We start from the raw sequence: 11,592 nt of genomic DNA on the forward strand, positions 1-11,592 counted from the left end.
TTACTAGCCGGTAATCAAGAGGGTTTCGAAGTGGGGTCGAGAGGGGTTGCGCGGGCCGTCAGGCCGGTGCTTTCGCCGAGCGTCGCGGGGCGGGCAGCGGCCGTTGTGCGGGCGCGCCCGTCACGTACCGGGTGTACTCGCGCTCCAGGCGGAAGCCCGTGGTCCAGGCGAGGAGGCGGCTGGGGCGGTTGTCGCGGGCGCAGGACCAGCTCGCGGTGCGGCCGCGTGCCGCGATGTCCTCGGTGAGTGCCGCCACGCACGCGTGCGCGAGCCCCTTGCGGCGGTGCTCGGGCGCGGTGGCCACGGCCACGTCCTCGTACGCCGTGCCCGCGAAGTAGGCGCAGGCGACGGAGACGATCCGGCCCGCGCGGTCGAAGGCGGCGACGGCGCGCCCGGACGCGGCGAGCCCCGCGGGACCGCCCCAACTGTCGTGGATCCAGCCGGACTCGGGCCACATCCCGGTGAACGCGCGGGCGTCGTCGGCGGTGGCGCGGCGCACCCGCACCCCGCGCGGCGGCCGCGGCGCGGCGACGTGCTCGCGGTGGACGTACACCATGCGCTCCGTGGGCACGATGCGCTCGAAGGCGGCGCCGAGCACCGGCAGGAAGCGGGCCGGGGCCTCCACATGGCTCAGCGCGAACGGCGCGAGCCCCGCGGGCGACACGGCCCGGGGGTCGCCGTGCAGCAGGATGTGACCGGCACACGACACGGCGACGGCGCGCGGCGCGTCCAGGCGGTCGGCCCACCACTGGCCGGTGCCGCTCGCGCGGGCCCGCTCGGGGAGGGCGGCGACGTGCTCGGGCAGGGCGGCGCTCCCGGGGGCTCCGGCGGGGAACCAGGGGGAGGGGGCGGGCAGGTGGTGCGGCGCGAGCGGAATCATGGAACGGTCCTCCTGGGTTTCCGGGAGTCGAGGTCTCCGGGAGTCGAGCTCCAGGAGTCAAGGTCTCCAAGAGTCAACGAGCGGGGGCGTCAAAGCGGTCAGCGGTGTGGTCCTCCGGGCGGAGGACCACACCGCTGGGGGTGGAGCGGGCGGCTAGCCGCCGCACGCCTTGTTGCCGTGGTTGGCCTTCTTCTTGCGGCGTGCCTTCTTCTTGCGTGCGCGCTTCGACATAGAGAAGGGCGCCTCCCTTCAGGTGGTGGGGTGGGTGTGCTTCAAGCGGTGTGGCCGACCAGCAGTCCCGCGAGCTTGTTGAGGCGCTTCACGGTGCGGTCCTCCTTGGCGGCCGCGGCGGGCTCGACGCGCTCCGCGCGGTCGTAGTACGCGCCGTTGACGATCTCCGTGGCCGGGTCGCACAGGCGCACCACGTGCGTCGCGCCCTCGGCGGCCGACGTGCCTTCGTGGGCGTACAGCGGCAGGAGCGCCGTGTCGCACACGCCGGGGTGCACGGACACCGCGGTCACGCGCGGGTCGGCGGCGAAGACCGTGAGGGCCAGCTGCGACTGGGCGTAGGCGGCCAGGCGCGAGTAGCGGCGGGCGCGGTTCGGGTCGCTCCACTGGATCGAGCCGGTGCGGTGCAGGGACGACGACACGTTGACGACGCGGCCGCCCGGCTCGCTGGTGAGCGCGGGCTCGAGGAGGCTGGTGAGGAGGAAGTGCGCGAGGAAGTTCACCTGGAAGGCGATCTCGTTGCCGTCGGCGGTGACGGTGTGCCGCTCGGGGGCGGCGATGCCCGCGTTGTTCACCAGGACGTCCAGGTGCGGGTGTTCGGCGACGACGCGCTGGGCCAGCCGCTCGACCTCTTCGAGGTGGGTGAAGTCGGCGGCGAACGCGCACAGGCGCGCGGCGTCGACGCCGGCCGTGGCGATGAGCTTGTCGACCGCGGCCTGGGCCTCGTCGGCGGTGCGGCCGTGCACGAGCACGGTGACCCCGCGCTCGGCGAGGAGCCGGGCCGTCTCGAAGCCGATTCCCGAGGTGGCGCCGGTCACCAGGGCGGTGCGACCGGACAGTGAGGCAGAAGACATGAGTGTGTTCCTGTGTCAGGGCAGGCCGGGGCAGCCCCCGGCGGGGGCCGCGGCATGCGATACGAAAAGGCCGTGCGCGCCCGTCAGGAGCGCCGGTCACGGCAGGGGAGGGTGCGGTGCGGCGTCAGCGCACCGTCGGGTGAACAGGGCGCAGGACCGGCACCGCCGTATGAGGCGGCCGGTCGTCATGGCGCACGGAGCTGTTCACGTCGTCCATCTAACGGGCCGGTGAGCAGGGCTTCAAGTGGTGCTGACGGTCCTTGACGGGGCCCTGATGCCGCGGGTGTCCGGTGGGACGCGGGCGGCATCAGGGCCGGGCCGGTGCAGGGCTGACGAACCGTCAGCCGAGCCCGGGCACCGTGGAGATCAGCAGGTCGATCAGCTTGATGCCGAGGAACGGCAGGACGAGCCCGCCGAGCCCGTACAGCGCGAGGTTGCGCCGCAGCAGGTCGTGCGCGGACGCGGGCACGTAGCGGACGCCGCGCAGCGCCAGCGGGATCAGCGCGACGATGATCAGGGCGTTGAAGATGATCGCCGACGTGATCGCGGACTTGGGGCTGTGCAGGCCCATGATGTTGAGGGCTTCGAGGCCCGGGTACGCGCTCGTGAACATCGCCGGGATGATGGCGAAGTACTTCGCGACGTCGTTCGTGATCGAGAACGTCGTCAGGGCGCCGCGCGTGATGAGGAGCTGCTTGCCGATCTCGACGATGTCGATGAGCTTCGTCGGGTTGGAGTCCAGGTCGACCATGTTCCCGGCCTCCTTGGCGGCCGAGGTGCCGGTGTTCATCGCGACGCCGACGTCGGCCTGCGCGAGCGCGGGCGCGTCGTTGGTGCCGTCGCCCGTCATCGCGACGAGCTTGCCGCCCTCCTGCTCCTTCTTGATCAGGGCGAGCTTGTCCTCCGGCGTCGCCTCCGCGAGGAAGTCGTCGACGCCCGCCTCCCGGGCGATGGCGCGCGCCGTGAGCGCGTTGTCGCCGGTGATCATGACGGTGCGGATGCCCATGCGGCGCAGCTCGGCGAACCGCTCGCGGATGCCGTCCTTGACGACGTCCTTGAGGTGCACGACCCCCAGGACGCGCGGCCCGTCCCAGTCGTGCACCGCGACGAGCAGCGGCGTGCCGCCCGCGTCGGCGATCGAGTCGGCGAACATCTGCGCCTGCGGCGGCACCTGGCCGCCGCGCAGCCGCACCCAGTCGATGACCTGGGCGGCGGCGCCCTTGCGGATGGCGCAGCTCGCGCCGTTGTCCCAGCGCAGATCGATGCCGCTCATCCGGGTCTGCGCGGTGAACTCCACGAACTGCGCGTTCGCGAGGTCGCCCTGGGCGGGGGCGCGCAGGCCGTACTTGTTCTTGGCGTGGACGACGACGGAGCGGCCCTCCGGCGTCTCGTCGGCGAGCGACGACAGCTGCGCGGCGTCAGCGAGGTGCAGCTCGTCGACGCCGGGCAGCGGGATGAACGCGTCCGCCTCGCGGTTGCCGAGCGTGATGGTGCCCGTCTTGTCGAGGAGCAGCGTGTTCACGTCGCCCGCCGCCTCCACGGCGCGGCCCGACATGGCGAGCACGTTGCGCTGGACGAGCCGGTCCATGCCCGCGATGCCGATCGCGGAGAGCAGCGCGCCGATCGTGGTCGGGATCAGGGTCACCAGGAGCGCGATGAGCACGGTGGTGCTCTGCTCGGCGTCGGCGTACGAGGCCATCGGCTGGAGGGCCACGACGATCAGGACGAAGATGAACGTGAGCGCCGCGAGCAGGATGTTCAGGGCGATCTCGTTCGGTGTCTTCTGCCGGGACGCGCCCTCGACCAGCGAGATCATCCGGTCGAGGAAGGAGTGCCCCGCGCGCGAGGTGACCCGGACGACGATGCGGTCGGAGAGGACCGTCGTACCGCCCGTGACGCCGCTGCGGTCGCCGCCCGACTCGCGGATGACCGGCGCCGACTCGCCCGTGACGGCGGACTCGTCGACCGCCGCGACCCCGTCGACCACGTCGCCGTCGGCCGGGATCAGCTCGCCCGCCTCGACGAGGACGAAGTCGAAGGGCCGCAGTTCGGTGGCGGCGACCGCCTCCGTCTCCGCCGTGTCGATCTCGGCGGCCGTCATGCCCACGCGCCAGTTGTGGCGCAGGCGCAGCGCGACCGTGTCGGTGCGGGCCTTGCGCAGCGCGAGCGCCTGCGCCTTGCCGCGGCCCTCCGCGACCGCCTCCGCGAGGTTCGCGAAGATCACGGTGAGCCACAGCCAGCAGCTGATGACCCAGGCGAACACGGACGGGTCGAGCAGCGCGGAGCCGGTGGTCAAGGCCGCGCCGCACGCCACGACGAACAGGACGGGGTTCTTGACCAGGGCGCGCGGACGCAGCTTGTGGAGGGCGTCCGGGAACGACTTGAGGAGCTGTACGGGGTCGACGAGACCGCCGGGGCGGACGCGCCGTCGGTGCCCGGGGACCGGCCCCGGACTGCGCCCGGACGACGGGCTCTCGGTGGGCGTCGGAGCCTGCTGCGGGGCGGCGGGAAGCATCGGTGAAGGTGACTTTCTGGTGGGGGATCGGCCACGGAGCGCGGCCGCGCGCACAGGAAAGTAGCCGCGGGAGACCTCCCGGTTCACCTTCGCAGCAGGGAATTGACGACCCTCTGACAGGGCGTCCCGAACCCGCGTCAAGCCCTCGTCAAGAAGGCCTGATGACGCATCAGGGGGGCGTCAACGAAGCCGGAAGTGGCCGGAACCGGACCAAGACTGATCACCACGGGGGAACGGACGTACGAGTCCGTGATGTGAGGTTGGAGGGCGCGTGACGATCACCGCCGGCAGCACGCACAGTCCAGATGCGGGGGCCGGGGCTGTGCCCACGACACATCACGAATCGCCCGTCCGTCCGAACGGACGTCCCGGACCGCGGCCACGAGGGGGGCCGCGGCCGGGGCGTCCGCAACTCTCCAAAGCCGCAAGGGCGTTACGACGCCTGTGGGCCACCACCCCGGCGCGCCTCAAGCTGCTGCGCGCCGCGGTCCTGCTGCTCCTCGCGGCCCTCACCGCGCTCCTCGGCACGGCGGGTCTCGCCGCGCTCGGCGCCTGGGACAGCACGGCCGGCCGCGACGCGCCGCGCACGATCAGCGCGGCACGCCTGAACCTCGCGCTCAACGACATGGACGCCCAGGTGGCCAACCTGCTCCTGGCCAACGGCGACGCGGGCGCAGGACGCCTCCGCGTCCCGTACGACAAGGCCGTCGAGGGCTACGACGCCTCGCGGCACACCATCAGCACGGCTTTGCGTACGCTTTCCGTCGCCGCGCAGCACGACCGCGCCGCCGCCCGCACCGTCGAGACGCTGACCGAGGACTTCGTCCGCTACCAGGAACGCGTCGGCCGCGCCCTGGAGAACGACGGCCGCAAGGGCGGCAAGGCCGCCGCCGTCGAGGACTACCGCACCGCGACCGACCTCCTCGACCGGAGACTCCTGCCGCAGGCGCGCGCTTTGGTCGCCGCGAACGACACCGCGTACGAGCGGCACTACGACGCCGCGCGCTCCCGCCTCACGGGCGAGCTGCTCGCGGCCGTCACGCTGGGTGCGCTGCTTCTCGCGGTCCTCGCCGGACTCCAGTGGTATCTGGCGCGCCGCTTCCGGCGCGTGCTCAACCCGGGCCTCGCGGCCGCGACGCTGTGCGCGCTCACCGGCCTCGCCCTGGGCTGCCAGCTGCTCGCCTCCTCGTCGCAGGAGCTGCGGGTCGCACGGCGCGACGCCTTCGACTCCGTCGTCGCCCTCTCCCGCGCCCACGCGACGGTCTACGACGCGAACGCCGACGAGAGCAGATACCTGCTGATGAAGGAGCGGCGCGACCGGTACCAGCGCTCCTTCTTCACCAAGTCCCAGAAGCTGTACGGGATCGCGGGCACGACGCTGTCCGACTACGACGCCCGGCTCGACGAGACCTGGGGCGCCTACCGGTCGGACCGGAAGGACCTGCGGTTCACCGGCGAGTTCCGGCGCGAGCTCGACAACATCACCTTCCCCGGTGAACGCGCGGCGGCCGAGGCCGCGGTGCGGGCGTACGCCGTCTACCAGCGCGACGACCGCACGATCCGGCGCCTGATCGGGCAGGGGCGCGAGCGCGCCGCCGTGGACTTCTGCATCAGCTGGCAGGACGGCACGTCCAACTCCCACTTCCTGGCCCTCGACCGGGCGTTGAAGCGGGTGACCGGCATCAACCAGGCGCACTTCGACCGGGCGGCCGACGACGGCCGGAACCTGGTGTCCGGGCCGCCGGCCGGGGCGGGGGGCGCCTTCGCGGCGGCGGCGCTGTGCGCGGTGCTCGGGCTGCGCCCGCGGCTCGCGGAGTTCCGCTGACGTCCTTGACGCCACCTCGGCGCCCGCCCAGGAACCTCCCGTGCCGCACCGGACATCGATGATTTCTGAACGCGTCAACCAGCCACCTGCGGCCGACTCTCGGTGCCCGGTCCCAGCACATGGTGATCTGTGGAGACGACTCCCTCGCGCACCGCATCGCCACGGAGCTCGACTCGGTGTGCGGCGAGGCCGTCACCGTCGTCCTGCCGTCCCGGCGCGACGCGTACGGCGCGCGGATCGCCACGCTGCACCGCGACCCGCGCTCGCCCGTCGAGCTCACCGTGTCGGCACGCCCCGACGAGGCGACCCTGCGCGCGTGGGGCCTCCCCTGCTCGAACGTAGCTGAGAGCTTGGGGAAGGGCGTCGACCGTGCCGAGGCGCTCGCGCTCGTCCACGGCGACGACCAGACCAACATGACTGCGGCCCTGCTCGCTCGCTCCGTCAATCCGGCGTCGACACCGCCGTGCCGGAGCTGGTGTCCGCCGCCGCGCTCGGCTCCGGCCACACTCTCCAGGTCGACGGCAAGGTGTTCCGTGGCGTCGTACGCCCGGCCGGTGCGCCCCGCACCCCACCGACCTGGCCACCCTCGCCGGGCTCTCCGGCACCCACGAGGACGATCCCCGCAGCGAGGACAGCGCCGGGACCCCGGGCGCCGACGGCACCCGGCTGCTCCCGGACACCCACACCTCGTACCACCGGCAGTTCACCCACCTGCCGTGGCACGTGTGCGTCTCGCGCGAGATACGGGCCGTGGTGGTCGCCCTCGCCGCCGTCGCGATCGTGCTCGCCTGCGCGACCTGTCTCGTCGAGCCCGTGCCCGCGTGGCAGGCCGTGTACCTACCGCTGCTCGACGTCTTCACCATGGGTGACCCGGCGACGGACGAGACGCCCGGGGTGGAGCCTCCCCTGCTCGAACGTAGTGGAGAGCTTGGGGAAGGTTGCTCCAGCTCGTCGCCGGCTTCGTCGGGCTCGCGGTGCTGCCGCTCGCGGTGGCCGCGGCCATGCACGCGACCGACGCGTTCCGCGCCGCCACCGCGAGCCATCCGCCCGCCGCCGACCTGGCGGACCACATCGTCGTCGGCCTCGACAAGGTCGGCACGCGTGTCCTCGCCCAACTCGGCACCACCCAGCACCCCGTGGTCGCCGTCGAACGCGACCCGGCCGCGCGCGAGGCCAACCCTGACGTACGGGTCGTGATGCGCCTGCACGACGACGACTTCGCCGCCACCGTCTCGCGCACCCTGCGCGCCTCCTGCCCCCGCGCCCTCACGCTTCCCCAAGCTCTCAACTTCGTTCGAGCAGGGGAGACCCACTCGCAGCGTGTCCGCGCTCGCCGCGCCGTCCTTCGTCCGGCAGCTGTGCCACGGCGGCCCGCCCCGGCCCTCAAGACACCCTGGGCGCCCTGCGGTTGGACGGGCCGGGCTTCGACTGGCGCCCGCCGCACGGCCGCGTCCTGCGCGCGGGGGACCGGGTGGTGCTCGCGACGACGCGGCGCGGCCTGGACGTGCTGATGACGGGCGTGCAGCCGCTGCGCGACGACGGCGCGCGGACCGGCCAGGAGTGACGTTCCGGCACGATCGCGCGCGAGGTATGGCCAGAACGTAAGAGAGACGTCAACGCCCTCGCGCCTTCCGTATGAGAGACGTCAAGAGCGGCGGCGAACGCGCTGGTGGGCGCTTTGCTTCACAGGACCGCACTAATTAAGTGGGCCCGTTCCGCTCCTTTGTGAGTCCGGCCCGCACGCACGGTAGGAGGCGGCACACCGATGACCCGGGTGCTGGTGGTCGAGGACGACCCGCAACTCGTACGGGCCCTGGAGATCAACCTCAAGGCACGCAAGTACGAGGTGGACGCGGCCGTCGACGGGGCCACGGCCCAGCGTCTCGCGGCGGCGCGCCCGCCCGACGTGGTCCTCCTGGATCTCGGGCTGCCCGACATGGACGGCATCGACGTGATCCGGTGGCTGCGCGGTTTCAGCCGGGCGCCGATCCTCGTCGTGTCCGCCCGCCACGCCTCCGACGAGAAGGTCGCGGCGCTCGACGCGGGCGCCGACGACTACATCACCAAGCCGTTCAGCATGGACGAGCTCCTCGCCCGGCTGCGGGCCGCGGCCCGCAGGACGCGCACCGAGGACCGCGGGGAGACCTCCGCGGTCGTGGAGACGGACGGTTTCACCCTGGACCTGCTCGCCAAGAAGGCCTTACGGGACGGGCGCGCCGTGCGGCTCACCCCGACGGAGTGGCACCTCCTGGAGGTCCTGATACGCCACCGGGGCCGCCTTGTCAGCCAGCAGCAGCTGCTCGGCGAGGTGTGGGGCCCCTCGCACGGCACGCGAACCAACTATCTGCGCGTCTACATGGCCCAGCTGCGCCGCAAGCTGGAGACGGACCCCGCACACCCCCGCCACCTGATCACTGCGCCGGGGATGGGCTACCGCTTCGAGGGCTGACGCAGGGCGTCGAGCCCTCAGCTCCGCAGCCGTCGGCCGCCGGATCGGTGACCACCGGCGTGCCGCCCCGGTGCTCGGCGGCGCAGCGGGCGAGCGCCGCGACCTGCGCCCGGCGCACCGCCGACGTGTGCGGGTGCGCGGTGAGATGCGCGGTGAAGAACGGCACGTCATGGCCGGGCGCCGCGATGCGGGCGTACAGGGCGGCCCACCCGTCGTCGGGGCCGCCCGGCGTGGGCAGCTGCCCCTCCCCCCCCGCGATCGGTTGGTGGCTGAGCACCGCGTTGCCGAAGCCGACCGCCGGGTCGCTGACCCGCGCCTGCCACGACTCGGGCGCGCGCGACGGCTGCTGCGTCCAGTGCAGGCCCAGCGCGTCCCCGAGCCACCGCGCGAGGCTCTCGCCGTCCCGCTGCCGCACCTCCTGCAGGCCGACCACATCCGGCCGCTGCGCGCGCAGCAGGGCGAGAACCGCCCGGCGCCGCCGCCGCGGCCCGTACCGTCACCACACATTTCACGTCAGGATCCGGACCCGCGCCCTCATCCGTCCGGGCCTGTCGGCCAGGGCGCGCGTCAGCAGAGTGTCAGCGTGCGGCGCCTCGCCGTCAACGGCACGTCATGGCAGGTCGGTTGACACCCGGTGCCGGGCATAACGTCACCGTGTGCCCGGTGCCCGTTCGGGGCACACGGCGACCGCCTGACCGATGAGGGGCTCTGCTTCAGGCCCCTCAAGGAGGAACTCCCATGACCCAGCAGCTGGTGTGCGGCGAAGACCCCGAGCCTTCTGAACGCGGCCCGGCCGGACCGCTGTTCGTCCCCGTCCGGCCGGGACCCGCGGGCTGCGTCGCCCGCCTGTTCCGCACCCCCGTCGGCGGCCGCACCGCCGTCGCCTTCACCACGCGAGCGCGCCTGACCGCCGCGCTCGGCGCCCAGCAGCCCTGGATCCGGCTCTCCGAACCGGCCCTGCGCGCCCTCACCGAACCGCTGGGCGTCGCCCACGTCACCGTCGACCCGCGCCTGGCCCGTGACGCGCCCGGAGCCCTGCCCGGAGTCCCCGCGGCCACCTCCCCGCGGGGCGTCACCTCGCGCGGCGCCTCCCGCTGGCGCGAGTGGGACCCGCAGGCCGTGGGCGCGCTGCGGGTCACCGGGGCCGCCGCCCTGGTCGGCGCCCTGACCGCCTGGATCGGCTGAGGCCGGGACCGGAACGAGTACGACGTGAAGACGACGCGGAACGCGAAGACGACGACGCGGAACGTCGAGACGACGCGGAACACGAAGACGCAGCGGAAAGAGAAGCTTGCCATGACCCTTGCGGACATCCCCGCGACCGGCGACCGCACGCGCACCGCGACCGGCGGCCACGCCGGGGCGGTGCCGGCGGCGACCGACGCCGACCTGGCCGTCTGGCCCCACACCACCGCGCAGCTCCCGCACGGCGACCTGTCCGTCGGCGGCGTGCCGCTCACGGACGTCGCCGACCGGTTCGGCACCCCCGCCTATCTCCTGGACGAAGCAGACGTACGCGACCGCTGCCGCACCTACCAGCACGCCTTCCCGGAGACCGACGTGCTGTACGCGGCCAAGGCGTTCCTGTGCCGCGCGATGGCGCACTGGGTCGCGGAGGAGGGCCTCGGCCTCGACGTGTGCTCCGCGGGGGAGCTCGAACTGGCCGTCACCACCGGCTTCCCCGCCGAGCGCATCGTGCTGCACGGCAACGCCAAGAGCCCCCAGGACCTGCGCTCCGCGCTGCGGCTCGGCGTCGGCCGCATCGTCATCGACAGCGCTTCGGAGATCGCGCGGCTCGCCGCGGCCGTGCCGTCGGGCAGCCGCCAGAAGGTCCTCGTCCGTGTGGTGCCCGGCATCGCGGCGGGCGGCCACAGCAAGATCCGCACCGGCACCGAGGACCAGAAGTTCGGCCTGTCCATCACCGACGGCTCCGCGCAGCACGCCATCGCCCGGATCCTGGACCAGCCCGGCCTCGAACTGGTCGGCCTGCACTGCCACCTGGGCTCGCAGATCACCACGGACAAGCCGTTCCTGTGCGCCGTACGCAGGCTCGTCGGCCTGATGGCCCGCATCAAGGACCACCACGGCATCACGCTGCCCGAGCTGGACCTCGGCGGCGGCCACGGCATCGCCTACCGGCCCGGCGAGGACGCCCTCGACATCACCACCCTCGCCCGCAAGGTGCGGGCCGAGCTGGCCGAGAGCTGCGCGGCGGCCGGCCTCGCCGTGCCCCGCCTGATCGTCGAGCCGGGGCGGGCCATCGCGGGCCCCGCGGGCGTCGCCCTCTACCGTGTCCTTTCGGTCAAGCGCACCGGCGACCGCACCTTCGTCGCCGTCGACGGCGGCATGAGCGACAACCCGCGCCCCGCGCTGTACGGAGTGCGCTATCTGCCGCGCCTCGTCGGCCGCAGCTCGGCGGCCGAACCCGCGCCCGTGACCGTCGTCGGACGGCACTGCGAGGCGGGCGACGTGCTCGCGTCCGACATCGAGCTCCCCGGTGACATCCGGCCGGGGGACCTGCTCGCCGTGCCGGTCGCGGGCGCGTACCACCTGTCGATGGCCTCCGGCTACAACCTCGTCGGGCGCCCGCCCGTGGTCGCCGTCGCGAACGGCCACGCGCGGCTCCTCGTGCGGCGCGAGTCCCTGGAGGACATCCGCAGCCGGGACGTCGGGCTCTAGCCCCGTCCCGCCCCCGGACGCGGTGCCGCGACGGCGCGGTACCGCCCTGGCGACCTGGGCTGTCAAGGACGGACGGCGGGCGGGGCTCGAGGGCCGACCGCGGTGTCGAGCCCGGACAGCCCCGGAACGGCGGGGGCGGCGGGTGCGGGGGCCACGGGTGCG

8 protein-coding genes and 1 pseudogene are annotated in these 11,592 nt (G+C 73.4%); 5 read left to right on the forward strand and 4 right to left on the reverse strand.

The features are described from left to right. Positions 1-58: 58 nt before the first annotated feature. The 3 genes from ACFWZ5_RS17875 to kdpB form a co-directional block, all read right to left on the reverse strand. A complete protein-coding gene (locus ACFWZ5_RS17875; RefSeq protein WP_384796539.1) occupies positions 59-880 on the reverse strand; it encodes a GNAT family N-acetyltransferase in 822 nt (273 codons plus the stop codon). Positions 881-1,152: 272 nt separating this feature from the next. Further along, a complete protein-coding gene (locus tag ACFWZ5_RS17880) occupies positions 1,153-1,962 on the reverse strand; it encodes an SDR family NAD(P)-dependent oxidoreductase (RefSeq protein ID WP_384803958.1) in 810 nt (269 codons plus the stop codon). 340 nt (positions 1,963-2,302) lie between these two features. Then, positions 2,303-4,477 carry a potassium-transporting ATPase subunit KdpB gene (kdpB, locus tag ACFWZ5_RS17885; RefSeq protein ID WP_384803961.1) on the reverse strand — a complete coding sequence of 725 codons (2,175 nt, stop codon included), beginning with the start codon at positions 4,475-4,477 and terminating at the stop codon, positions 2,303-2,305. Positions 4,478-4,799: 322 nt separating this feature from the next. Between kdpB and ACFWZ5_RS17890 the strand changes: the two genes are divergently transcribed. From ACFWZ5_RS17890 to ACFWZ5_RS17900, 3 genes are all read left to right on the forward strand, one after another. Continuing rightward, positions 4,800-6,302: a hypothetical protein gene (locus tag ACFWZ5_RS17890; protein ID WP_384803965.1), complete on the forward strand. Its 1,503-nt coding sequence runs from the start codon at positions 4,800-4,802 to the stop codon at positions 6,300-6,302. A 938-nt stretch (positions 6,303-7,240) separates the two neighbouring features. Then, positions 7,241-7,813, forward strand: a complete 573-nt coding sequence (locus ACFWZ5_RS17895; protein WP_384803968.1) for a hypothetical protein — start codon at positions 7,241-7,243, stop codon at positions 7,811-7,813. A 254-nt stretch (positions 7,814-8,067) separates the two neighbouring features. Continuing rightward, entirely contained in the window at positions 8,068-8,751 is a 684-nt protein-coding gene (locus ACFWZ5_RS17900; protein ID WP_384803971.1) for a response regulator, read from the forward strand. Here the strand turns inward: ACFWZ5_RS17900 and ACFWZ5_RS17905 are convergent. Continuing rightward, a pseudogene (locus ACFWZ5_RS17905) lies at positions 8,714-9,223 on the reverse strand (endonuclease/exonuclease/phosphatase family protein); the annotation flags it as partial. The gene ACFWZ5_RS17900 and the pseudogene ACFWZ5_RS17905 sit on opposite strands and share 38 nt — an antisense overlap. Before the next feature lie 266 nt (positions 9,224-9,489). On the opposite strand from ACFWZ5_RS17905, the gene ACFWZ5_RS17910 reads away from it, so the two are divergent. Together ACFWZ5_RS17910 and lysA are read left to right on the forward strand one after the other, a co-directional pair. Beyond that, complete coding sequence (locus tag ACFWZ5_RS17910; protein ID WP_384803974.1) at positions 9,490-9,936, forward strand: SAV_915 family protein; 447 nt, start codon at positions 9,490-9,492, stop codon at positions 9,934-9,936. Positions 9,937-10,047: 111 nt separating this feature from the next. Then, entirely contained in the window at positions 10,048-11,430 is a 1,383-nt protein-coding gene (gene lysA, locus ACFWZ5_RS17915; RefSeq protein ID WP_384803977.1) for a diaminopimelate decarboxylase, read from the forward strand. Positions 11,431-11,592 lie beyond the last annotated feature (162 nt).

Origin of the sequence: Streptomyces sp. NPDC059003 (assembly GCF_042740445.1) — a bacterium.
Lineage (GTDB): Bacteria > Actinomycetota > Actinomycetes > Streptomycetales > Streptomycetaceae > Streptomyces.

Excerpts from the sequence above, each read along its gene's own strand:
- ACFWZ5_RS17875 (WP_384796539.1), bottom strand. The coding sequence starts at position 880 with ATGATTCCGCTCGCGCCGCACCACCTGCCCGCCCCCTCCCCCTGGTTC.
- ACFWZ5_RS17880 (WP_384803958.1), bottom strand. The coding sequence starts at position 1,962 with ATGTCTTCTGCCTCACTGTCCGGTCGCACCGCCCTGGTGACCGGCGCC.
- kdpB (WP_384803961.1), bottom strand. The coding sequence starts at position 4,477 with ATGCTTCCCGCCGCCCCGCAGCAGGCTCCGACGCCCACCGAGAGCCCG.
- ACFWZ5_RS17900 (WP_384803971.1), top strand. The coding sequence starts at position 8,068 with ATGACCCGGGTGCTGGTGGTCGAGGACGACCCGCAACTCGTACGGGCC.
- ACFWZ5_RS17910 (WP_384803974.1), top strand. The coding sequence starts at position 9,490 with ATGACCCAGCAGCTGGTGTGCGGCGAAGACCCCGAGCCTTCTGAACGC.
- lysA (WP_384803977.1), top strand. The coding sequence starts at position 10,048 with ATGACCCTTGCGGACATCCCCGCGACCGGCGACCGCACGCGCACCGCG.